The sequence below is a fragment of the Bacillus sp. SH5-2 genome (assembly GCF_008368905.1).
GTDB classification, from domain to species: Bacteria; Bacillota; Bacilli; order Bacillales; family Bacillaceae_G; genus Bacillus_A; species Bacillus_A luti.
The window spans coordinates 117017-140115 of record NZ_QOSD01000023.1; the positions used below are offsets into that span (position 1 = coordinate 117017).

The window sequence follows — 23099 nt, forward strand, 5'->3', positions numbered from 1 at the left end:
TGCGTTATGCAACTTGCTCGTTTTTCTTTTCGTTGTTTTTTTTCTCATCACGATTCATTAATGGATAGAAGGCAAAACCGATTATGAATAAACCAATTCCGAGAAGGAACGTTTTTATATCGGATGCACCTGTTTTAATAACCCATAATGCATAGCAAAGTGCGATAACGGCGACTATGCCATCCATAATTCTCGAACCCATTTCATTTTTATACGTTTCACCAGTTGCAACTAGTTTTAATTGGAAGATTGGCGAAACGAGATATGGAATGAGATAAGCTAAAGTCGAGACGGTAATAACGAATGTATAAGCTTCCGCAATGGTTCCTGATAATGTTGAGAATAAGAACACTTGCGACATAATGTTTGTTAGTCGTAATGAGTAAATTGGACTTCCTTTTTTATTTGTTTTTGCAAAGAAGGAAGGGAAGAAACCTTCTTTTGCTGCTTGATAAGGCACTTCTGAGCTTAATAAAATCCAGCCTAAGATGGAACCGAATAGGGAAGTAAGAGCAAGTAATGCCATAAGTTTCCCGCCGCCATGACCCATTGCAGCATTTAATGCATCTGCTAATGGACGTTCAGAAGCTTGTAATTTATCAACGTGAAGTACACCCATTGTTAAAATCGTAATTCCTAAGTAAATGGCAACTGTAATTAATAATCCTGCAACTGTTGCACGTTTTACTGTTTTCGGAGAGGTAGCACGGTTGGATAAAAGAACGGCTGATTCAATGCCGATAAATGCCCAAAGTGTTGTAAGAGCAGCTAAGTTTACTTGTGAAAGAAGACCGTGTGATACACCTGATTTATCGATCATTGGTGTGTACCATTGTCCGAACTTAGAAGCTTCAAATGCAAATAAAGTAACGACGATGAATAAAAGGAATCCAGTTACTTTCGTTGTTGTTGCTAAGAAGTTTAGTTTTCCAGCTCCGCTTACACCGTTTGTTAATATAATATGAGTTCCCCATAGTAAGATGGAACAAATAGTAAATGTAATTAGTTTTCCGACTTCTATGTTGAAAGAACCGATTGAAAATAGTAGTCGTGTATCTTTCATGATTGGGAAGAAGAGTGATAAATATCCCGCAAAAGATGTAATAATGGCAACGTTACTTGCCCAGTTTGCAACCCAATATCCCCATACCATACTGAAACCAGCCATTTTTTTCTTTTTTGGTGATGAGAATAAAGCATATGCATGACTTTGTGGTCCTGTCGTTAAGTCAGGACGACGAATTGCTAAATTACCGAAAACAAGAGCTAGCATTAAAACACCAAACCCTGTTGTTAACCAAGCTAAAGTAACACCGAGAGGGCTTGCTGTTTGTGCCAACGTACTTGGCACCATGAAAATCCCAGCGCCAACCATGTTACCGACAACGAAAGCTGTTAGTACCCAAAAGCCCCATTTTTTTTGTTGCATAGAAAATACCTCCAAAGTTAGTATAACCAAGTCAAGCGAGGAGATATGTATGTCTTCTTAGTAGAGAAGAGAAGTCCCAAACAAAACAAAAAAAGCACGTAATTTGCCGCTACATGCTTTCTATCTTATAAGAAACCCACGACATACCTCTCGATAGCTCTCCACAAACGAAACGTTTGTGACAGTTCTGCACTTATTAAATGCAGACCCAGCAAGCGTGCATGGTGGACACGACTTACTTCGGCAACCATTCCTTTCTCATTCCTTCATCAATGCCACTACATCTCCTGAAATGATACTCTTAATGATTGCAACCTCTACCTCACCGAGATACGAATGAGGATTTAAATATTAAATTAACGTATTTAAGAGTAACAAATGAATTTTTATACGTCAATGGATATAGTAATAATCAGATTATAGAGAAGAGTTTGTGATTAAAAGGGAAAGGGATTATTATGTAATATCGAACTTTCATAATATAATAAATATTATGAGAGCTAGAAGGTTGAGAAGGGGATGAAGTATATGTCTACAGGTCATAAAAATTCCGTAATAGGTGTGCTAGATTCGGGAGTTGGGGGATTAACAGTTGCGAGTGAAATTATAAGACAATTGCCGAAAGAGAGCATTTATTATATTGGTGATAATAAGCGTTGTCCGTATGGGCCAAGAAGTGTAGAGGAGGTACAATCTTTCATATTTGAAATGGTTGAATTCCTCAAGCAATTTCCACTAAAAGCTCTGGTTGTAGCATGTAATACTGGTGCAGCAGCTGCATTGACTGCACTGCAAGAAGCACTGTCCATTCCGGTTATTGGCGTTATACATCCGGGAGCAAGGGCGGCAATTAAAGTGACAAAGAAAGGGGAAATCGGAGTAATTGGAACTGTAGGTACAATACAGTCTAATATGTACGAAAAAGCATTACACGAGCTTGATACATATTTGGAAGTGCATAGTCACGCGTGTCCGACTTTAGCTACAGTTGTAGAAAATCAATTAGAAGATATAGCATATGTAACGCAGCAAGTGAAACAAGCTTTACTTCCATTAACGAAAGAAGATATAGATACATTAATTCTTGGGTGTACGCATTATCCACTTTTAGAGTCCTATATAAAAAAGGAACTAGGAGAAGGTGTAACCATTATTAGTTCTGCAGAAGAAACTGCGATAGAGTTAAGCACAATTTTACAGCACAAAGGAATTCTGTCTGACAATCTGAATCCGAAGCATCGCTTTTTTACGACAGGCTCTGCTGTATCATTTGAACATATTGCTGAATGTTGGCTAGGGTATCAAATTTCTGTAGAATGTGTGAATTTACCTATAAAAAATGCTCGTAGCTATAGCTAGGCTTTGTTAAAGTACTTTTTGTTCAATAAATCAGGTTAGTTGCATAAGAAGGAAAAAATGCACCTTTAATTGAAAGAATTAAGGTCATTTCAATTAAAGGGGGATTTGATTATGGAATTATCAAGGTCTCAATTATTTGCTTTAGAGTATATTTCAAAATATGCAGAGAACGAAAAACGTGGGGCTAAAGCAACAATTAATCATATACTTAACATGTCTAATATTACAGATGAAATATTTGAAGAAGCTGTCGCTAATTTAAAGTCTCATGCAAGGATTGCTTTACACTTTCATCCAGATAGACTAGATTCGAATATGAAAAATGTTGCCGAAGCATTGTTTGAGCAAGGAATCTATAAAAGTCAGTTTGAAACATTGTTGTCTAATGGAAGTGTATCTGCTTACCCTGGTGGTGAGCGTGATCTTTGGGAAAAGAGAATATTTGGAGGGGCATATCAATTGGAGGGAGTAACGAATAACCAACGACCAAAGTATGGAGCGTTAAATTTGATGTTACACCCAGATGGGCCTGCTCCGCGTTTTGGATCGTGTTATTTTCTCTTATCTCCAAAGGTTTCTTATCGTTCTACATATACGTATTTAGATTCGCATCAAGACCCAAAAGAAAAGGGAACTTATGAAGAGTTTGATATGATTTTAGCTGCTCTTTTGGAAGAGGCATTTGTAAGAGATTTTGCAATTGGTGAAGGGAATTTGACTCCAACAACATTAATTAATCATTTACTGGTTAATTTGGAAAGGCCGTTAATAGATTCAGCAGACAAAGAGCCAGCCCGTAATCTTAATCATTATATTGAAGCACAAGTTCATGGAGATATTTCTCTTAAAGAAGACGTGGAAGCGCTTGTTGCAAATCCTTCATTTAAGGGTACGGATGTAGGAAGAACTTTAGAAGAAATTTGCCTGAAGTATTCTATTGATTTGTATTGGCACATGGGCTTTGTACTTATGGTAGACGAAGTTCCAATGAATTTTAGAGGTTCAAAAATGCCATCTTTAGCAAGACGCATTGCACGGAATAATTGTATCGATGCAAATATAATTGGCTCTGCTGTAGTGGATTTGAAACGCAATCCATTATCTTGGAGTGATCGTGGAACTTATCAAGAAGTGCTTCAGGAATTGAAATTATTATGGCATGTGTTAGTTCGATTTGGAAAACCAAATCAGAAGTAGAACGAAATACCCCGTTTTTTTGAAGCATGTATATAAAAAGAAGCTGATCTAAAACTAGATCAGCTTCTACATATAAGATTAAACTAAGTTTAATACAGTTACTTTTTCACGTGTCATAGACTCAAGGCTCTTACGAATACCTTGTGCGCCCATACCTGAACCTTTTACACCGATGAATGGGAAGTGGTCAGGGCCGCGCTCTGTGCGTCCGTTAATTTGAACAGAACCAGTTTCGATTTTGTTAGCAATTGCAAATGCTTTGTTAATGTCTTTTGTGAAGACACTCGCTTGCAGACCGAACTCTGATTTGTTAGCAATTTCAATTGCTTGTTCATCTGAAGAAACACGGATGATTGGAAGGATTGGACCAAATGGCTCTTCCCAAGCAACTTTCATTTCTTCTGTTACGTGGTCGATTAATGTTGGGTAAATTAAGTTGCGCTCACGTTTGTTACCGATAACGATCGTAGCACCTTTTTCTACAGCGTCGTCAACTAAACCTTGAACGAAGTCAGCAGACTTATCGTCGATTAATGGAACGATTGTGCTGTCTTGTTCTGGAGATCCAACTGATAATTTAGCTACTTGCTCTTGTAATAAGCCAACAAGCTCGTCCGCTACGTTTTCGTGTACAAGGACACGTTTAATAGCTGTACAACGTTGACCAGAGTAAGAGAACGCACCGCTTACGATATGGTTTGCAGCATCTTGCAAGTCAGAATCTTCACGAACGATACCAGGGTCTTTACCACCAAGTTCTAATACAAGTGGAATCATTGCAGCTTTTTTCGCTAAATGTTTACCTGTGTTTGTACCACCTGTGAACGATACCATATTGATGCCTTCGTGTTCTACTAAGTAGTCACCAATTACAGAACCGCGTCCTGTAGCTACGTTCACAAGACCTTTTGGAAGGCCAGCTTTATGAAGTGCTTCAACCATTTTAATACCGCTAATTGCACCTTGAGTTGCAGGTTTGAAAATAACAGCGTTACCCATAATTAATGCTGGTGCCAGTTTTGCAGCAGATAAGTTTACTGGGTAGTTAAATGGTGCGATTGCTAATACGACACCAAGTGGTGCGCGTTGGATAATCGCAAGTTTAGATTTTGTACCGCCCGGGAAGCTATCGCCCATCATGCTTTCTCCGTGCATATGTAGAGCTTCTTCGATCGTGTAACGAATGAAGTCAGCTGTACGAACAACTTCTTTCTTCGCATCTTTATATCCTTTACCGACTTCTTTCATAATGATATCGGCAATTTCATCTTGCATATTTACGAGCTCATCAGCCCATTTATATAAATATTTTGCGCGATCTTGTAGAGAAGCTTCCGCCCATGATTTTTGAGCTTCTTTTGCAGATGCAATTGCTTCATCTACTTCTCCGCGAGTAATTGCTTGTACTTGTCCAATTACTTCGTGTAAGTATGGAGATGGAATTTCAATTGTTTCTCCTGAAGAGCTTTCTCTCCATTCTCCGTTTAAATAAAATTTGTACGTATTGCTAGTTGTCATGATTAGTCCTCCTAAAATAGCAACTTGTAAGAGTGAGTATAAGGTGATTGTAGGGGGTTTGATAACATTTTTCAAATGAAATGTTTGTGAAAACGATTTCTTATTCCTTTTTTATTTTGTATGCCCTTTCTTGCAGAACATTCTCTTATTTCAAAATGATGTATGATATATTTTTATTCAATGTGTAAAAAAACAATTGACAGAATACTCAATAAAGTTGTAAGATTATAAATGGAAAATAAATGAAAGGGGTGTGCGTAATGATTGTAATCGTAAATGTAATGAGTTTAGCTCTGTTAAATGGCAGAAAACATTCATATCATTACGCAACCCGTTCGGACATATAAGGCATCTTTGTCTTATAAAAAGCGTACGTTGCGTATATCGTAACGTACGCTTTTATGCATTTTTGTGCATATCGTCAAGCGACGGTATGCTTTTTTTTGTTTATTTTCCATATTACTAAACAAAATTTGGGAAGGTGGAAAAATGTGATGAGACTGTATGGCTTACGAAATGTAAATGTGATGGGTTTAGATAGCGGATAACGAAATGAGAGGTAAACGAGAACGAGAAGGGAGAGGTTACATTGTTGTCAGTATTACTAAAGTTAAAATGGTTTTTTAGGGAGCATTGGAAGAGATATAGTATCGCCATTGGGGCTCTTTTAATTGTGAATATAGTTGAAGTCATTCCCCCGAAAGTGTTAGGGGTTACGATTGATAATATAAAAACAGGAACGTTATCGAACGAAGCAATTATACAGTCTATTCTTATTTTAATAGGGGTCACGATAGTTGGATATGGTCTCACTTTCGTTTGGCAACATCAATTGTTTGGTGGTGCATTCGTACTGGAGAAGACGATGCGCTCTAAATTTATGGGGCATTTACTTAAAATGACACCGACGTTTTATCAAAAAAATCGTACTGGCGATTTAATGGCGAGAGCGACAAACGATTTAAAAGCAATCGCTATGACAGCTGGTTTTGGTATATTAACGCTCGTAGATTCGAGTTTATATATGCTTACAATTGTCTTTATGATGGGATTTACAATTAGTTGGGAGCTTACATTTGCGGCACTTATACCGCTTCCGATTATGGCATATGCGATGAATATATATGGAAAGAAATTGCATGAAAGATTTACAGTTGCGCAAGATGCGTTCGGTGATATGAACGATAAAGTACTAGAATCGATTGCTGGCGTGCGCGTTATTCGTGCGTATGTACAAGAGAACGCAGATCAGGAAAGATTCCATCATTTAGGAGATGACGTCTACGAAAAGAATATGAAGGTAGCAAGAATCGATGCATTATTCCAACCAACTGTGAAAATGCTTGTCGGACTTAGCTACTTAATCGGTTTAGTGTATGGTGCGTATCTTGTATTTCAATCAAAGGTGACGCTTGGGGAACTCGTTTCTTTCAACGTGTATTTAGGGATGATGATTTGGCCGATGTTTGCAATTGGTGAATTAATTAATGTTATGCAAAGAGGAAATGCTTCATTAGACCGTGTAAATGAAACGTTAGCGTATGAACCAGATGTAAAGGATCCGAAAAATCCAAAGCTTGTACAAGAGCCGGATTATATTCAGTTTGATGACGTTACCTTTTCATATCCTTCATCAACTGAAACAAATTTAAAAAAGGTTTCGTTTACATTAAAACAAGGGGAAACGCTTGGGGTTGTTGGAAAAACAGGAAGCGGAAAAACGACGCTTGTACGTCAGCTTCTTCGTCAATATCCACTTGGAGATGGGGATATTGCAGTCTCTGATGTGACATTAGATAAAATGACGAATGAAAATGTACTGGGATGGATTGGATATGTACCGCAGGAACATATTTTATTCTCAAAAACAGCGAGAGAAAATATTTTATTCGGGAATAGGGAAGCGACGGAAGAAGAACTACAGAAGGCGATTGAAATTGCAGCATTTAAAAAGGATTTAGAGTTTTTACCAGAAGGATTAGAAACGCTCGTTGGAGAAAAGGGTGTTTCTTTATCAGGAGGGCAAAAACAAAGGATTTCGATTGCGCGAGCTGTTATTCAAAATCCAGAAATTTTAATTTTGGACGATTCTTTATCAGCTGTTGATGCTCGTACGGAAGCAGCCATTATTGAAAATATAAGAACGGAAAGAAGCGGAAAGACGACGATTATTACGACGCACCGTTTATCTGCAGTGCAGCATGCGGATTGGATTCTCGTTATGGATGAAGGTGAAGTAATGGAAGAGGGTACGCATGATCAGCTTCTTCGAAATAATGGCTGGTATGCTGAGCAATTTGAAAGACAACAAGGGGAAAGTGAAAGTGCGGATAGTGGGGTGAAAATATGAGCGTTTCAAAACGATTGTTTCAATATGCGATGAAAGTGAAAGGGACGATTTTTGCAGCGATGCTAATGCTATTTATTTTCGTCATTGCAGAGCTTGCTGGTCCTTTCGTCGCTAAAACGATGATTGACGATCATATCGTTGGGATAGAGAAACCTTGGTATGAAACAGAAAAGAGTGAAGAGGCTGTTTCGTATAATGGCGCTTTTTATAAGCGAAGTGATCGTTTTGAAAAAGGTGAGACAAAAGGAAAAGAAGTGCGCGTGATGCAAGTCGGTTTTCAATACTACTTTGTACCAAATAAAGTGAATATTGAAGGGTCACGTACTGTAAAAGGTGATATGATTACCGTTAAAAATGGTAAGGCAGTGCAGGTGTATAAAGCGAAAGCATTAACGAAGGAAGAAGTGTTTGCGTTTTATAAGCCAGAAATAAACCGTCTATTATTACTTGGTGGTGGCTATTTTGCTTTATTAGTAGTCGTATCATTGTTTGCATATGGAAAGCAGTTCTTCTTGCAGAAAGCAGCGAACAAAATTATTCAAATTATGAGGGAAGACGTTTTCTCTCATATTCAAACGTTGCCGATTCGTTACTTTGATCATTTACCGGCAGGGAAAATTGTTTCGCGCGTAACGAATGATACAGAGGCCATTCGTGATTTGTATGTAACGGTGTTGGCCACATTCGTTTCGAGTATTATTTACATTATCGGGATTTTTGCAGCGCTATTTTTACTTGATGTGAAGCTTGCGTCGTTATGTTTATTAATTATCCCGATTTTAATTGTTTGGGCGATTCTTTATAGAAAGTATGCGTCCGTCTATAATCATAAAATGCGTTCCCGTTTATCTGATATTAACGGAACAGTGAACGAATCAATTCAAGGTATGCCAATTATTCAAGCGTTCCGTCAAGAACGTGAAACGAAAAAAGAGTTTGAAGAATTAAATGGCGATTACTTTAAATATCAAAATAAAATTTTAAATTTAAATGCAGCAACTTCGCATAATTTAGTATCTGTATTAAGAAATATTGCTTTCACAGGTGTGATTTGGTATTTCGGCGGTGCATCATTAAGTGCTACAGGTATTATTTCACTTGGGGTACTGTACGCGTTCGTCGATTATTTAACGAGACTGTTTTCGCCAATTACGAATATGGTGAATCAGCTTGCGAACTTGGAACAAGCGCGCGTTGCATCCGAGCGTGTTTTTGAATTGTTAGAGGAAAAGGGAGAGGCAGTAGAAGAAGAACGTATGTCTCGTTTACAAGGAAATGTGAAGTTTGATAATGTGTCGTTTTCTTATAATGGAAAAGATGAAGTGTTAAAAAATATTTCATTTGAAGCGAAACAAGGGGAGACGGTCGCACTTGTCGGTCATACAGGATCGGGGAAAAGTTCGATTATGAATGTACTCTTTCAGTTTTATGAGTTTGAAAAGGGGAAGCTTACGATTGATGGGCACGATATAAAAGAGATGCCAAAACAAGCCATTCGTGAGCATATGGGGATTGTATTACAAGATCCATTTTTATTTAGCGGAACCGTTGCATCTAATGTAAGTTTAGAGAACGAAAAAATTTCAAACGAGCGTATCGTAAAAGCATTGCGTGATGTTGGTGCTGAAAAATTTGCAAACAATATAAATGAAGAAATTACAGAAAAGGGAAGTACGCTTTCCACTGGAGAGCGTCAGCTTATATCGTTTGCTAGGGCGCTCGCTTTTGACCCAGCCATTTTAATTTTAGATGAAGCAACGTCTAGTATTGATACAGAAACAGAGGCGATGATTCAACAAGCGCTGGAAGTTGTGAAAAAAGGTAGAACGACATTTATTATCGCGCACCGTCTTTCAACAATTAAAAGCGCAGATCAAATTATTGTACTCGATAGAGGAACAATCTTGGAAAAAGGCTCTCATGATGAACTAATGAAAAAGCGCGGGCGTTATTATGATATGTATAAAACGCAAATGGAAGGTAATCAAAGTGCTTAATAGAGAAGAACTTGCGATTTTCGCAAGTTCTTTTTGTATTGGTGAACATATCGGTTCTTCGATAAATCACAATGGGTTAAATAAGAAGTATTATTTTACCTTTCCTACAATAAATGCTATATTAAAAAATGTTACTTATTTTTTGTATGTAGCGTTATTTTTCCATTTTGTTTGATTATGAAGAAAAAGGATAAACTAAATAAGAACATTTTCATTGAAAAATTGTTCAAGATTGCATACAATCAATATAGTTTTTAAATTCCTATCAGAATACTTGGAGGATTACCATTATGAAAAAATTATTTTCAGTGCTTGCAGTAACTACATTAGCGATCGGGATTGTAGCCGGCTGCGGTAAAGAAGAGAAAAAAGATACAGCTAGTCAAGACGCGTTACAAAAGATTAAACAAAGCGGTGAACTTGTAATTGGTACAGAAGGTACATATCCACCATTTACGTTCCACGATTCAAGCAATAAATTAACTGGATTCGATGTTGAATTAGCAGAAGAAGTTGCAAAACGTTTAGGTGTAAAGCCTGTATTTAAAGAAACACAATGGGATAGCTTACTTGCTGGTTTAGATGCAAAACGTTTCGATATGGTTGCAAACGAAGTTGGTATTCGTGAAGACCGTCAAAAGAAATATGACTTCTCTAAACCGTATGTTTCATCTTCAGCGGCATTAGTTATTGCAAAAGATAAAGATAAACCTGCTACATTTGCTGATGTAAAAGGATTAAAAGGAGCACAATCTTTAACAAGTAACTATGCAGATATCGCTAAGAAAAATGGTGCGGAAATCGTTGGTGTAGAAGGATTCAGCCAAGCAGCAGAATTATTAAGTTCTGGTCGCGTTGATTTCACAATTAATGATAAATTATCAGTGTTAAACTATTTAGAAACGAAAAAAGATGCAAAAATTAAAATTGTAGATACAGAAAAAGAAGCTTCAGAAAGTGGATTCTTATTCCGTAAAGGTAGCGATAAGCTTGTACAAGAAGTAGATAAAGCGTTAGAAGATATGAAAAAAGACGGTACGTATGACAAAATAACGAAAAAATGGTTCGGTGAAAATGTATCTAAGTAGTGCATTAGTTTCAGATCGATTGTCTACTTGGATAGATATTATGCAGACTTCCTTCATGCCTATGCTGAAGGAAGCTGTTTTTACAACAATTCCATTAACGCTTATTACATTTATTATCGGGATTATACTGGCAACGTTAACAGCGCTCGCACGTATTTCTGGTAGTCGTATTTTACAATGGATTGCTCGTATCTATGTATCTATCATTCGCGGAACGCCACTTCTTGTACAATTATTTATTATTTTCTATGGTCTTCCAACTCTTAATATTGAAGTTGAGCCATATACAGCAGCAGTTGTTGGATTTTCATTAAATGTTGGTGCGTATGCATCTGAAATTATTCGTGCTTCTATCCTGTCCATTCCGAAAGGACAGTGGGAAGCAGCTTACACAATTGGGATGACATACCCGCAAGCATTAAAACGCGTTATTTTACCACAAGCAACGCGCGTATCCATTCCGCCGCTTTCGAATACATTTATTAGCTTAGTGAAAGATACTTCATTAGCATCATTAATTTTAGTAACAGAAATGTTCCGAAAAGCACAGGAAATTGCGGCAATGAATTACGAGTTTTTAATTGTTTATTTTGAAGCAGGTCTTATTTATTGGGTTATTTGTTTCTTATTATCAATCGTACAACAGATGTTAGAAAAACGTTCAGAACGCTACACGTTAAAATAATCCTTTCACAAAAGGAGTTTTTGTTTTTATGATTTCAATTCAGCATTTACAAAAAAGTTTCGGAGATAATACCGTACTAAAGCATATAGATTTAACAGTGGAGAAGGGCGAAGTTGTTGTTATTATTGGGCCGTCTGGATCTGGTAAAACGACATTCTTACGTTGTCTCAATGTATTAGAAACGCCAAACGCTGGTAATATTCGTATCGGTAATAAAGAGCTTAACTTCTCTCAAAAAGTAACGAAGAAAGATATTGTCAATCTTCGTACGCAAACAGGAATGGTGTTCCAACATCATAACTTATTCCCGCATTTAACAGCACTTCAAAATGTAATGGAAGGGCTCGTTACAGTGAAAAAGATGGGGAAAGAAGAAGCGAAGAAAAAAGCAAACTATTTCCTTGAAAAAGTTGGTCTTGCGGATAAAGTAGACTTATACCCATTCCAATTATCAGGTGGACAGCAACAGCGCGTAGGAATTGCTCGCGCGCTTGCGATGGAGCCGGAAGTGTTACTATTTGATGAGCCAACATCAGCGCTTGATCCTGAGCTAGTTCAAGAAGTTTTAAAGGTTATGAAAGAGCTTGCTAAAGAGGGTATGACGATGGTCATTGTAACGCACGAAATGCGTTTTGCTCATCAAATTGCGAACCGTGTTATTTTCATGGATGGCGGTGTCGTTGTCGAACAAGGGACACCAGAAGATGTATTTACAAATCCGAAAGAAGAACGCACGAAGAAGTTTTTACAAATGTTGCAATAAATTAAGGAAGGTCTCAAGGCATATGCCTTGAGACCTTTTTGCCATATATATTTATTTGTGGAATCCGCCAAGGCTTTGCTCAGCCATTGCAACTAGACGTTTTGTAATTTCGCCACCAACAGAACCGTTAGCACGAGCTGTAGAATCTGCTCCTAATTGTACACCAAATTCTTGAGCGATTTCGTACTTCATTTGGTCGATTGCAGCTGTTGCTCCTGGTACTACTAATTGATTTGAAGAATTTTGGTTTGCCATAGGAATATATCCTCCTTAGAGTTATAAAAATTTTTTTGGTTGGACTAGCTGGAGTTGAACCAGATTATCGCCCCGTTTGGCGCTAATCCATCGGTAATTAAGTTTGTACTCATAGTATGGATGTTACCTAGAAAGATATACGAAATAATAATTTGTAAATTTTGTAAAAAATATTAGCGATTTCGTAAATTATGAAATAAGAGTAATCGTTGTATTTTTAAGAAAGAAGGCTAAACTAAGAGCGATAGGAGATAGGTTTCTCTCTTTGTAACCCGCTATTTTTTAGTTAATCATTAGCTTCTTATTTATGATGTATGAAAGTGAGATAAATTGCAGCTTCGTAAAATGAAAAATAAATCGGCAACAACTTCATAGTCCTGTTTTAAATAGGGATGCATGGTTATAGGATCTCTTCTAATTTAAAGAGAAAAGGTTGTACAATTTTTTAAACGATAACGTATGGAGGAATCATGATGGGAATTTGCCCGCTTTGCAATGCATTAGAATCACAAACATATTCTTGTCAAAATTGCCAAGGTATACTCCAGGATTATGGGAAGGCCGTAGATTACATAGACGATTATAGCGCGTATATGGATCAAGAATTATTAAGTGAAGTGGATGGTTTAACACATAACCATTCACAAGAATATTGCAATCATATTTTTTATTGCGGTGTGTGTCATGTGGAAACAGACGTTGCAGTAAAACTCGTGTAAACAAAAACTTCCACCTTATCATTTAGGTGGAAGTTTTTGTTTTTGTATTTGTGAGTGAATCATAGGAGAAGGAATATTTCCAGTGTTAGGAGAAGACTTGGATTGGATGTGAGATGTTTTTTCTTTCGAATTACGCAAAGAATGTTCAGTTAAGTAGATGGCATATTCGTAAAATAATTGGCGCGTCAATTCACTTTGCTCTTTTAACTTTTTATCTTGGAATACAGTTCGACCTGGTTTAGAATTTGCTTCAAATAGCCATGGATTTTCCTGCGTGTCTAAACCGATATCAAAACCGATTTCGCCAATGTTTCCGGTTACTTGCTCATCCAGTGCATAACTTATTTGCAAGGCTGTTTGTTTTAATTTGTTTTCAATTTGAACTTGTTTCGTGGAATCTGGAAAAAGCTCTTGCAGTAATTTTGTGTCACCGCCGCTATTTACATGAGTCGTTAAGCTACCTTTCCCAGCGATTTTGGCGACGATGGCACTGACGACCCAATTACCGAAATGATTTTTATTTGTATGAATACGGAAATCGACAGGTTGCCCGTCAAAGCGGAGTAACGAAATGCCTTGCTGTACGATAAATTTTTTTAAATCATGTCCTTTTAATACATGGTTCAGAAGTGTTTCTAATGATTGATACTTTCTTAGTTTATTTTCTTCATTTTCGCGATAACGACAGTAGTAGCAATTTTCTGTTTGAGAGTAAAATAGCTGATGAATATTTCTTCCGAAGCTACCGTGTATCGGTTTCATGTAAATGGATTTATACGTACCGAGAAATCGTTCTACTTGTTCGAAGTGTTGAAATGCTTCTGTGTTTGGTAATAAAGGCATGATTGACTCGTCTTTCATAAGAAGTTGATGAACTTCCCATTTGTTGAAAAACCCTGGGTTAAACCACGGGATAGCGTAGTCATGTTCTAATTTTCTTTTTGCTCTGACGATCGGTTTATAATTTTCTGCTTGGCGGTTTGGTAATCGATCATAAATGACATTTGGTAAAGGGACTTTGTTCTTTCGCCATGTTCCTTCTTGAAAGAAATACCCTTCAATTGTTTCTTCTTCCCAGTGTATATGTTGAACGCCGAAGACGAATACGAACGGTCGTAATGTAAAGGGTGGTGTTAGTAACTCACTGAGAGACGTGGATCGATTTCCTAAAGGAGTAGGTGAGTCATCGTTGAATCCCGTTGTGAAAATGCCGATTAATGGTCCGAAAATAATGGTTTGGTTTTGTGTAAAGGCATGAATAGTAGTGGATTTAGGGAGTAAAAGTTTTTCGGCAATGTGTTTTCCAATAATAATTTCGCGAGTAAAAGAATAATGAATTTTTACATCTGCACTTGCAACATGACGTATGCCGAAGGATAGGGATGTAATAGGTGGTGTAATAGAAAAAACGTAAGGTAAAGTAATACTATTTGGATGTTCATTTGAAATATTTAATGTATATATGTGCTCTTTCAAAATGAGGTTTCCTCCTTTCGTTACGGTGTAAAGCGGCTAAACTTTAATGGTCCGTGAAAGATTTTTTCAGCTAATGCATCATTATGACGAATGTAACGTTCATAAGGGGGAATTGTGTTTACATACATAAGCCAAATGGCTCCTTTTTGATCCATAATGGTGGAAAGTTCTAGTTCGAATAAGGAAGTATAAGAGTGATCCAATGTTTGAAATACTTCATTGATAATATCATGTAAAGCGTCTTGTAATAGTTGAACGCCAGTACTAGATAGTACATATTTAATTTTTGAAAATGAATGCAGCGAGGAATCATCTGTTGTTGAAAGTAAAAATTGATTCGGAAATGAGCTTGTTTGTATAAATTGACCGATAACGTTCCAAGTGTGTTCTTTACTTTTTTGCAAAATGGTTCGAATGTGGAGTGGGTATGTTAATTGATTTGGTGGTTGCAGCATCGTATGTGTGATGTAACGTGCTGAATGTACGTTAGATTTGTACCAACGTATAAATTCATCTGTCCGTTTGATTTGATTAGAGGTATGGTATGTTTCATTTATTGTATCGATATAAAATGTTTTATTTTTGTAAGCGACCCGGTACAAACTTTCATTGGAATGTGCATTAGTAGGGCGTATAATAATATCTTTTGTTTTTAATAATAGTTTGAAAATGTTTTGTATCGTTGCTATTTCGAATTTTGGTATATAAGGAGATAACTTTTTATTAATGAGAAACAAATCATGTAGTTCGCTTAAGTCAATGAGTGTGTTATTTAAAAAGGTAGTTGTAGGACGGTTGTGTAACGATTGAATAATTGGTTTTGCTTTTTCAAAGTCTGTTTCCTCATGAAAAGAATAACGATCATATATATAAGAAGGAATCGGGAATGTTTGCTCTTTCCATTTTCCTGTATCTGTATCATAAATAAGACCAGAAACAAGGTCTGTTTTAGGATCAATACTAAATGGCGTAAACTGGGCAACGACATTATGATAAAGCCGAGCGCGTTTAGCGATTTCGGTGTAATACGTTTGCTCATAATGAATTCGAGAAGTTAAAAGACCAAGAACCAACGAAATCACTCCTTTACAAACATTTGCATAATAGGCGAAGCTATATATTGCAAATACGTTTTTATACCATTATACTTTTGTCCGTATGATGATATGCTATAGTTTTGGAGAAGCGAAAGGTTGATTATAATGAATATATGGTTAAATATGTTAACAACGACAGGGCTCGGAGCGATTATTGGAGGGTACACGAATCATTTAGCGATAAAAATGTTATTTCGTCCGCATCGTCCTATTTATATCGGAAAGTTTCAAGTCCCATTTACGCCAGGATTAATTCCGAAGCGCCGAGATGAGCTTGCTGTTCAATTAGGAAAAATGGTTGTCGAGCATTTGTTAACGCCCGAAGGAATCGGAAAAAAGCTAACAAATGAAGAATTTCAAAAAAGTTTAATTCAATGGACACAAGTAGAAGTAGATAAAGTAATTACGAATGAACAGTCGTTACGACATATGTTAGAAAAATGGAATGTAGCGCATGTAGAAGAAGAGGCAACTGGGAAAATCGAACGTGTGATTACAGAAAAAATAGAGGCATTTTTAGTGGAGTATTATACATATACATGGGAACAAGCTTTACCTCATTCTGTCCATGAAAAAGTAGAGAGTGTGATTCCGAATATTTCGGCGTTTATTTTAAAGCGAGGAATTCAATTTTTTGAAAGTGAAGAAGGGAAAGCACGTCTTTCAAAAATGATTGATGATTTCTTCGCTTCTCGCGGAACGCTGCTTAACTTAGTCGGGATGTTTTTAGGAAATGTAAGTGTAGTAGATCGTGTGCAGCCAGAAGTCATTAAGTTTTTAGGACAAGATGGCACGAAGCAAATTTTAATTGACGTACTGCAAAAAGAGTGGGAAAAGGTAAAAGGAAGAGATGTTAAAGAAATAGAAGCATTTGTAGAGAAAGAAATGATTGTAAGCTCCGTGCTGTCAGCTGTTAAAGTAGAAGAAACGGTAAGTAAATTTTTAAGTCAGTCTGTTCAGCAAGTATGTGAGCCGGTTCGAGAAACAATACTTGAAAAAGTGGTTCCAAGCATAGTAAGGAAAGGCTTGAAGTGGGGAACAGAAAATGTAGAGAGCATACTAAATAATCTACACCTTGCGGAAATTGTTCAACAAGAAGTGTCTACATTTTCAACAGAGAGACTAGAAGATCTAGTTCTGTCCATTACAAAAAATGAACTGAAAATGATTACGTATTTAGGGGCATTATTAGGTGGAATGATCGGACTTGTGCAAGGATTGTTACTGTTGTTTCTTAGGTAATAAAGATGAGTACATAGAAATAAAAGTGAAATTTCTTCACATCTCTTGCATAGTTTGATATGGTAAGAAGAGGTGCGTATGAAAACGTACTTAAAAGGCAGTACGCATGAAAAGTGCTAGCCTTCTAAAGGAGGAAAAATAAAATGACAAAAAACATTCATGATGTTGCATATGAATTACAAAAGGCAATCGCTGAAAACGAAGACTTCAAAACTTTAAAAGAGAGCTACGCGGCAGTTCAAGCTGATGCTGCTTCAAAGAACTTGTTCGATGAGTTCCGTACAATGCAACTTAGCCTACAACAAAAAATGATGCAAGGTCAAGAAATCACTGAAGAAGACAACCAACAAGCACAAGAAGTTGTAGTTCGCATTCAACAAGATGCTAAAATCACAAAGTTAATGGAAACTGAGCAACGTCTAAACGTTTTAGTTGGTGACATTAATAAAATTATCATGAAGCCACTTGAAGAATTATATAACGCGCAACAACAAGCGTAATAGTGGAAGACGCCCCTAGTATAGGGGCGTCTTTTTTATTTTTTGAAATATTCCGTTTCAATGTTCTTCTTCTTCAAAAACTTTTCAATTTCTTCTTGTTTCCTACCATTAACTTTCTCAAAGTGTTTTGTAAAAGAAAAATCAGTCTTGAATAAGTTACCATCTTCAGCGAGTTTGTCTAGTTCTTGCTCTAGTTCTATTGAAAGTGCCGTAGAAGATGAAATATATTCATGAATTTCCTTCGAAGGCTGTTTGTAATCATCAGGGATCGTATTGTTACTAATAAAATTATGGAAGTTCGCATCGTTTTGTTGCGCTAAATCTACTAGTTGTTTTAATTTCTCCCGAGCGGATTCCGTGGCATTCTCGTCAGATATGGCTGACGAAAGTGGAACCATGTTTTCGTATAACTCTCCGCTATAATCTAAATAAGTTTTTATATTTTGTTTCATTTCGTCTTCGTTAATAGTTTCATTCTTTTTTGAGGAAGTGAATATAGTTTCCGGAATTTTAATCGTAACATCTTTAATAGATTGTACATCGTTTTCTTCCTTAGGTTGTGAACTGTTTGAACAAGCTGATAGAAATAAAAGAGTAAATAGCATGAGTGGATATAAAGTATATTTTTTCATATTAATCTCCTTTTACATTCAGTAGTGTCTTTGTAAAATAGCTACATTCCATTTCAAATATTTTACTAAAGTTGCGTATAGATGTTTTACCATTTGGTAAGATATGACGGATATGAGTAAACCACTGCAAAAGGCGATAAACACATTATAAACATAGGAGTAACTAATTTGATGAAACCCTTTAAAAAACCCTAACCCTATTAATAAAATAGGTGAAATAATTAATAATGGAGTGGCAATGATCAGTGCTAGTAGAATCGGTAATAAAAAGAGTAGTACGAAAAAGGCGATAATGATAAAGGTAAAGTTTAAAACACTTAAGCTCATAACAGAAAATAGTGCGGTTATCATATTTTTAAAGCTTCGTTTATTGTCAGCATTGCTTATTGCATATGAAACATTAAGTTCTTTAGCGATCGTTTTAGGGTTTCCTAGTTTTTTAGAAATTTCTTCTTCAGATTTTCCATCTTGTTTACCACTGATAAAATGAGTTTCGTACTCTGAGATAATATCCTCCTTTTCTGAATTAGGCATATTCCGTAGGGAGGAACTAAGTTGGCTTAAAAATTCACTTTTGTTCATTACAATCACTTTCCTTTATAAAATGATGAATTACAGCTGAGAATCCTCTCTTTTTTGAAAGGGCGATATACGAATTGTGAACATTATTCCAATTAATGGGTATTCCAATATTTACAAATATATCATTTGCTAGTATTCTTTGCAAGGTACTGTTATTTTTTTGATACTGTGATGAAATGGAAGTCTTTTGTGTATTTTTAGAGGAGATATAAAAATATTATTCTAGGATAAATAAAGGGTTGTAAGCGTATTCCTTAAGGCTTGTCAAAAAACTGTCAAATTCATATCGTTGGAAAAATAATGCATTTGTAATATAATGATAAACGATACTTCACCACGTTAATTAACTAGGTGAAATTAAAAATCTTTATTACACACATTATGAAATAAAGGAATGATTAGTTTGAGTACAGGTGTAAAAGCAAACGACGTGAAGACAAAAACAAAAGGAGCAGATCTTGTTGTCGATTGTTTAATTAAACAAGGTGTTACACATGTTTTCGGTATTCCAGGGGCGAAGATTGACTCTGTATTTGATGTACTGCAAGAAAGAGGACCAGAGTTAATTGTTTGTCGTCATGAACAAAACGCAGCATTTATGGCAGCTGCGATTGGTAGATTAACAGGGAAACCGGGCGTATGTCTTGTAACTTCAGGACCAGGGACATCAAATTTAGCGACAGGTCTTGTTACTGCGAATGCGGAGAGTGATCCCGTTGTTGCTTTAGCTGGTGCAGTTCCACGTACAGATCGATTAAAACGTACGCACCAATCTATGGATAATGCTGCACTATTCGAACCAATCACAAAATATAGCGTAGAAGTAGAGCATCCTGATAATGTGCCAGAAGCATTATCAAATGCATTCCGAAGTGCAACTTCTACAAATCCAGGAGCTACTTTAGTAAGTCTACCGCAAGACGTTATGACTGCGGAAACGACTGTAGGATCTATCGGTGCGCTTGCTAAGCCACAGCTTGGAATCGCTCCCACATATGATATTACATACGTAGTAGACAAAATAAAAGCAGCAAAATTACCGGTTATTTTACTCGGTATGAGAGCAAGCACAAATGAGGTGACGAAAGCTGTTCGGGAATTAATTGCGGATACAGAACTTCCTGTCGTTGAAACATATCAAGCAGCTGGTGCCATTTCACGTGAATTAGAAGATCATTTCTTCGGCCGCGTTGGTTTATTCCGTAACCAACCAGGTGATATTTTACTAGAAGAAGCGGACCTTGTTATTTCTATCGGTTATGACCCAATTGAGTATGATCCAAAATTCTGGAATAAACTTGGAGACAGAACGATTATTCATCTTGATGACCATCAAGCGGATATCGACCATGATTACCAACCAGAACGTGAATTAATTGGTGATATCGCTTTAACTGTAAATAGTATTGCGGAGAAATTACCGAGACTTGTATTAAGTTCGAAATCAGAAGCAGTGTTAGAACAATTACGCGCGAAATTATCAGAACAAGCAGAAATTCCAAATCGTGCGTCAGAAGGTGTTACGCATCCACTTCAAGTTATTCGTACACTTCGTTCCTTAATTGATGATGATACAACTGTTACGTGTGACATCGGTTCCCATTACATTTGGATGGCAAGATGTTTCCGTTCTTATGAACCACGTAGATTATTATTTAGTAACGGTATGCAAACGTTAGGTGTTGCACTTCCTTGGGCAATTGCTGCTACTTTAGTAGAACCAGGTAAAAAAGTAGTTTCAGTATCAGGTGACGGTGGTTTCTTATTCTCAGCGATGGAATTAGAAACAGCGGTACGTTTAAATTCTCCGATCGTACATCTTGTATGGAGAGACGGTACGTATGATATGGTTGCGTTCCAACAAATGATGAAATACGGTAGAACATCAGCTACAGAGTTCGGTGATGTTGACATTGTGAAATATGCAGAAAGCTTTGGTGCGACAGGTCTTCGTGTTAACGCACCTGATGAATTAGAAAGTGTATTAAAATCCGCGCTAGCAGCAGACGGCCCTGTCATTATTGATATTCCAATCGATTACCGTGACAACATTAAATTAAGTGAAAAATTATTACCAAACCAATTAAACTAATGGAGGCATGGTTGAGATGACTGTTGCGCAATTAATTGATATTGATGCAAAAAGAACGAAAACGAGTAATGAAGTATATCAAACATCTACAATGCTTGCGCTATTAGATGGTATATATGATGGTGTGATTAGCTTTGAGGAACTAAAGAAACGTGGTGATTTCGGTATCGGCACATTTGATCAATTAGATGGTGAAATGATTGCGTTTGATAACGAATTTTATCATTTACGTTCAGACGGTTCGGCAGAAAAAGTTGAGCCAGAAGAAACAACACCGTTTGCGACGGTAACGTTTTTTGAAAAAGAAATGAGTTATACAGTAGAGCGTCCGATGAATCGTGAAGAAGTGGAAGCTTTATTACATGAATTAATGCCTAGTAAAAACCTATTTTACGGTATTCGAATGGACGGTACGTTCCGCGAGGTAAGAACGAGAACTGTTCCAAGGCAAGAAAAACCGTATACACCGCTTGTTGAAGTGACGAAATCACAACCAATCTTTTCATTTAAAAATACAGAAGGTACGCTTGCTGGATTTTGGACACCAGATTATGCGCAAGGTATTGGTGTAGCGGGTTTCCACTTACATTACATTGATGATGAAAGAAGCGGAGGCGGACATGTTTTCGACTATGTTGTTGAAAACTGTACGATCCAAATTTGTCAAAAAGCTCATATGCATTTAGCACTTCCAGAAACAGCTGATTTTATGGCAGCTGAATTATCAAGAGAAAATTTAGAGGATAATATTGCGACTGCGGAAGGTGCAGATTGAGACTTCCGCCCATAAAGAAGTAAGTGACTAACGTCGGTAGGATAGAAAAACCGAAGCTTTAATTCAAGCTTCGGTTTTTTTATTGTGCATAATCTCCTCATAAAATGCCTCTATCCAAATATACTGCGTTGGTTCATTATTTTTTTGTTTCATTTGTAAAATGAAAACACAACTGTGAAGCAAAGGAAATATAATTTTCTCTCTAAACATATATATCAAAAGGATAGGGGGGATATGATGGGAAACTCAATTTCTATTAGTTTATGTATGATTGTAAAAGATGAGGAACAAACGATATCAAAATGCTTAGAATCGGTCAAAGGTATTGTGGATGAAATTATTATTGTAGATACAGGTTCCACAGATGCTACAAAAGAAATTGTGCAGAAGTATGATGCGAAAATATATGATTTTGAATGGATTGAAGATTTTTCAGCGGCACGAAATTTTGCGTTTTCTAAAGCTACAAAAGAATATATTCTTTGGCTAGATGCAGATGACATAATAGCTACGGAGGATAGAAAGAAATTTCTGCAGTTAAAAGATACGTTACATCGTAGTACGGATGCAGTATCTATGCATTATTACTTAACTTTTGATGCAGAAGGAAAACCAACACATTCTTTAAGGAGATATCGATTAGTTAAAAGGAGTAGAAATTTTCAATGGCATGGATTTATTCACGAATATTTAGAGGTGTACGGAAACCTTATAAATAGTGATATTGGGGTAAGTCATAAAAAAGTAAAAGTATATACTGATCGTAATTTGAAAATATACGAAAAACATCTTGAAAGTGGAAGAGAATTTAGCCCTCGTGATGTGTACTATTATGCAAATGAATGTAAGGATCACGGATTATATGAAAAAGCTATTCAGGGGTATACAAAATTTTTAGATGAAGGAAAGGGTTGGGTTGAAGATAATATTCAAGCTTGTTTAAAAAGAGCTGAATGTTATTTGGCATTGGAGAATCTAAAACAATCGATCGATTCTTGTTTAGAATCATTTAGGTATGACATACCGAGAGGAGAACTTTGTTGTCATTTAGGACGTGTGTTTTTGCAACAAGGTGAATACTCTAAAGCAATATATTGGTACCATGCAGCAATTGACGGACCAAGACCGAAAGACTCTCCATTTGTCCGGGAAGAGTGTCATACGTGGTTGCCACATATTCAATTATGCATTTGCTATGATCGAATAAAAGAATATGAAAAGGCGATTTATCATAATGAAGAAGCTGCCAAGTTTATACCTAATAATCCAAGTATTGAATATAATAGAAAATATTTTGATAGTGTATTCAAAAAATAGTATTTGATAATCATTTTGGCTGCAGA

At 36.6% G+C, this 23099-nt stretch carries 20 protein-coding genes and 1 riboswitch; of the genes, 13 read left to right on the plus strand and 7 right to left on the minus strand.

What is annotated here, in order from left to right:
• Positions 1-4: 4 nt before the first annotated feature.
• Positions 5-1429, minus strand: a complete 1425-nt coding sequence (locus DN410_RS20940; protein WP_149177897.1) for an amino acid permease — start codon at positions 1427-1429, stop codon at positions 5-7.
• 146 nt (positions 1430-1575) lie between these two features.
• A riboswitch (Lysine riboswitch) is annotated at positions 1576-1757 on the minus strand.
• Positions 1758-1957: 200 nt separating this feature from the next.
• On the opposite strand from DN410_RS20940, the gene racE reads away from it, so the two are divergent.
• Both racE and DN410_RS20950 read left to right on the plus strand, forming a co-directional pair.
• Positions 1958-2788 (plus strand): glutamate racemase, encoded by an 831-nt coding sequence (gene racE / locus DN410_RS20945; protein ID WP_149177898.1) that lies wholly within the window; start codon positions 1958-1960, stop codon positions 2786-2788.
• 111 nt (positions 2789-2899) lie between these two features.
• Positions 2900-3985: a DUF3626 domain-containing protein gene (locus DN410_RS20950; RefSeq protein WP_149177899.1), complete on the plus strand. Its 1086-nt coding sequence runs from the start codon at positions 2900-2902 to the stop codon at positions 3983-3985.
• Between the two features lie 78 nt (positions 3986-4063).
• On the opposite strand, the gene gapN is transcribed toward DN410_RS20950, so the two are convergent.
• The gene (gene gapN, locus DN410_RS20955) at positions 4064-5503 is read right to left on the minus strand and encodes an NADP-dependent glyceraldehyde-3-phosphate dehydrogenase (protein ID WP_149177900.1); all 1440 of its coding nucleotides are present in this window, start codon (positions 5501-5503) and stop codon (positions 4064-4066) included.
• Between the two features lie 589 nt (positions 5504-6092).
• Here gapN and DN410_RS20970 point away from each other — a divergent pair.
• The 5 genes from DN410_RS20970 to DN410_RS20995 all read left to right on the plus strand — a co-directional run bounded on the left by DN410_RS20970 (position 6093) and on the right by DN410_RS20995 (position 12386).
• Entirely contained in the window at positions 6093-7853 is a 1761-nt protein-coding gene (locus DN410_RS20970) for an ABC transporter ATP-binding protein (RefSeq protein WP_149177901.1), read from the plus strand.
• Positions 7850-9850, plus strand: coding sequence for an ABC transporter ATP-binding protein (locus DN410_RS20975; RefSeq protein WP_149177902.1), 2001 nt, complete (start codon positions 7850-7852; stop codon positions 9848-9850). Before DN410_RS20970 ends, DN410_RS20975 begins: the two co-directional genes overlap by 4 nt.
• A 290-nt stretch (positions 9851-10140) precedes the next feature.
• Positions 10141-10938 (plus strand): amino acid ABC transporter substrate-binding protein, encoded by a 798-nt coding sequence (locus tag DN410_RS20985; RefSeq protein ID WP_149177903.1) that lies wholly within the window; start codon positions 10141-10143, stop codon positions 10936-10938.
• Entirely contained in the window at positions 10925-11623 is a 699-nt protein-coding gene (locus tag DN410_RS20990) for an amino acid ABC transporter permease (RefSeq protein ID WP_000281499.1), read from the plus strand. The genes DN410_RS20985 and DN410_RS20990 overlap by 14 nt, the downstream gene beginning before the upstream one ends.
• 28 nt (positions 11624-11651) lie before the next feature.
• The gene (locus DN410_RS20995; RefSeq protein ID WP_000623609.1) at positions 11652-12386 is read left to right on the plus strand and encodes an amino acid ABC transporter ATP-binding protein; all 735 of its coding nucleotides are present in this window, start codon (positions 11652-11654) and stop codon (positions 12384-12386) included.
• Positions 12387-12437: 51 nt separating this feature from the next.
• Here the strand turns inward: DN410_RS20995 and sasP are convergent, their stop codons facing one another.
• Positions 12438-12641: a small acid-soluble spore protein, SasP family gene (sasP, locus tag DN410_RS21000; protein ID WP_000013338.1), complete on the minus strand. Its 204-nt coding sequence runs from the start codon at positions 12639-12641 to the stop codon at positions 12438-12440.
• Between the two features lie 473 nt (positions 12642-13114).
• Between sasP and DN410_RS21005 the strand changes: the two genes are divergently transcribed.
• Positions 13115-13360, plus strand: coding sequence for a hypothetical protein (locus tag DN410_RS21005; protein ID WP_149177920.1), 246 nt, complete (start codon positions 13115-13117; stop codon positions 13358-13360).
• 18 nt (positions 13361-13378) lie between these two features.
• On the opposite strand, the gene DN410_RS21010 is transcribed toward DN410_RS21005, so the two are convergent.
• Positions 13379-14836, minus strand: a complete 1458-nt coding sequence (locus DN410_RS21010) for a YheC/YheD family endospore coat-associated protein (RefSeq protein WP_149177904.1) — start codon at positions 14834-14836, stop codon at positions 13379-13381.
• Between the two features lie 20 nt (positions 14837-14856).
• Positions 14857-15909 carry a YheC/YheD family protein gene (locus DN410_RS21015; protein ID WP_149177905.1) on the minus strand — a complete coding sequence of 351 codons (1053 nt, stop codon included), beginning with the start codon at positions 15907-15909 and terminating at the stop codon, positions 14857-14859.
• 129 nt (positions 15910-16038) lie between these two features.
• Between DN410_RS21015 and DN410_RS21020 the strand changes: the two genes are divergently transcribed.
• Together DN410_RS21020 and DN410_RS21025 are read left to right on the plus strand one after the other, a co-directional pair.
• Complete coding sequence (locus tag DN410_RS21020; RefSeq protein ID WP_149177906.1) at positions 16039-17175, plus strand: DUF445 domain-containing protein; 1137 nt, start codon at positions 16039-16041, stop codon at positions 17173-17175.
• Positions 17176-17318: 143 nt separating this feature from the next.
• Positions 17319-17675 (plus strand): YlbF/YmcA family competence regulator, encoded by a 357-nt coding sequence (locus DN410_RS21025; protein ID WP_149177907.1) that lies wholly within the window; start codon positions 17319-17321, stop codon positions 17673-17675.
• 35 nt (positions 17676-17710) lie between these two features.
• Here DN410_RS21025 and DN410_RS21030 read toward each other — a convergent pair whose 3' ends face one another.
• Together DN410_RS21030 and DN410_RS21035 are read right to left on the minus strand one after the other, a co-directional pair.
• Positions 17711-18307: an NDxxF motif lipoprotein gene (locus tag DN410_RS21030; protein ID WP_149177908.1), complete on the minus strand. Its 597-nt coding sequence runs from the start codon at positions 18305-18307 to the stop codon at positions 17711-17713.
• 18 nt (positions 18308-18325) lie between these two features.
• Positions 18326-18889 (minus strand): HAAS signaling domain-containing protein, encoded by a 564-nt coding sequence (locus DN410_RS21035; RefSeq protein ID WP_149177909.1) that lies wholly within the window; start codon positions 18887-18889, stop codon positions 18326-18328.
• Between the two features lie 403 nt (positions 18890-19292).
• On the opposite strand from DN410_RS21035, the gene alsS reads away from it, so the two are divergent.
• The 3 genes from alsS to DN410_RS21050 all read left to right on the plus strand — a co-directional run bounded on the left by alsS (position 19293) and on the right by DN410_RS21050 (position 23073).
• A complete protein-coding gene (gene alsS, locus DN410_RS21040) occupies positions 19293-20981 on the plus strand; it encodes an acetolactate synthase AlsS (protein ID WP_149177910.1) in 1689 nt (562 codons plus the stop codon).
• Between the two features lie 16 nt (positions 20982-20997).
• Positions 20998-21756, plus strand: a complete 759-nt coding sequence (gene alsD / locus DN410_RS21045) for an alpha-acetolactate decarboxylase (protein WP_149177911.1) — start codon at positions 20998-21000, stop codon at positions 21754-21756.
• Positions 21757-21993: 237 nt separating this feature from the next.
• On the plus strand, positions 21994-23073 hold the full coding sequence (locus DN410_RS21050) for a glycosyltransferase (protein WP_149177912.1): 1080 nt from the start codon (positions 21994-21996) through the stop codon (positions 23071-23073).
• Positions 23074-23099: the final 26 nt, after the last annotated feature.

Coding starts and splice junctions, on each gene's coding strand:
- DN410_RS21025 (WP_149177907.1), top strand. CDS start 17,319: ATGACAAAAAACATTCATGATGTTGCATATGAATTACAAAAGGCAATC.
- racE (WP_149177898.1), top strand. CDS start 1,958: ATGTCTACAGGTCATAAAAATTCCGTAATAGGTGTGCTAGATTCGGGA.
- DN410_RS21005 (WP_149177920.1), top strand. CDS start 13,115: ATGGGAATTTGCCCGCTTTGCAATGCATTAGAATCACAAACATATTCT.
- gapN (WP_149177900.1), bottom strand. CDS start 5,503: ATGACAACTAGCAATACGTACAAATTTTATTTAAACGGAGAATGGAGA.
- DN410_RS20950 (WP_149177899.1), top strand. CDS start 2,900: ATGGAATTATCAAGGTCTCAATTATTTGCTTTAGAGTATATTTCAAAA.
- DN410_RS21035 (WP_149177909.1), bottom strand. CDS start 18,889: ATGAACAAAAGTGAATTTTTAAGCCAACTTAGTTCCTCCCTACGGAAT.
- DN410_RS21050 (WP_149177912.1), top strand. CDS start 21,994: ATGGGAAACTCAATTTCTATTAGTTTATGTATGATTGTAAAAGATGAG.
- sasP (WP_000013338.1), bottom strand. CDS start 12,641: ATGGCAAACCAAAATTCTTCAAATCAATTAGTAGTACCAGGAGCAACA.
- alsD (WP_149177911.1), top strand. CDS start 20,998: ATGACTGTTGCGCAATTAATTGATATTGATGCAAAAAGAACGAAAACG.
- DN410_RS21020 (WP_149177906.1), top strand. CDS start 16,039: ATGAATATATGGTTAAATATGTTAACAACGACAGGGCTCGGAGCGATT.
- DN410_RS20990 (WP_000281499.1), top strand. CDS start 10,925: ATGTATCTAAGTAGTGCATTAGTTTCAGATCGATTGTCTACTTGGATA.
- DN410_RS20975 (WP_149177902.1), top strand. CDS start 7,850: ATGAGCGTTTCAAAACGATTGTTTCAATATGCGATGAAAGTGAAAGGG.
- DN410_RS20985 (WP_149177903.1), top strand. CDS start 10,141: ATGAAAAAATTATTTTCAGTGCTTGCAGTAACTACATTAGCGATCGGG.
- DN410_RS20940 (WP_149177897.1), bottom strand. CDS start 1,429: ATGCAACAAAAAAAATGGGGCTTTTGGGTACTAACAGCTTTCGTTGTC.
- DN410_RS21030 (WP_149177908.1), bottom strand. CDS start 18,307: ATGAAAAAATATACTTTATATCCACTCATGCTATTTACTCTTTTATTT.
- DN410_RS20995 (WP_000623609.1), top strand. CDS start 11,652: ATGATTTCAATTCAGCATTTACAAAAAAGTTTCGGAGATAATACCGTA.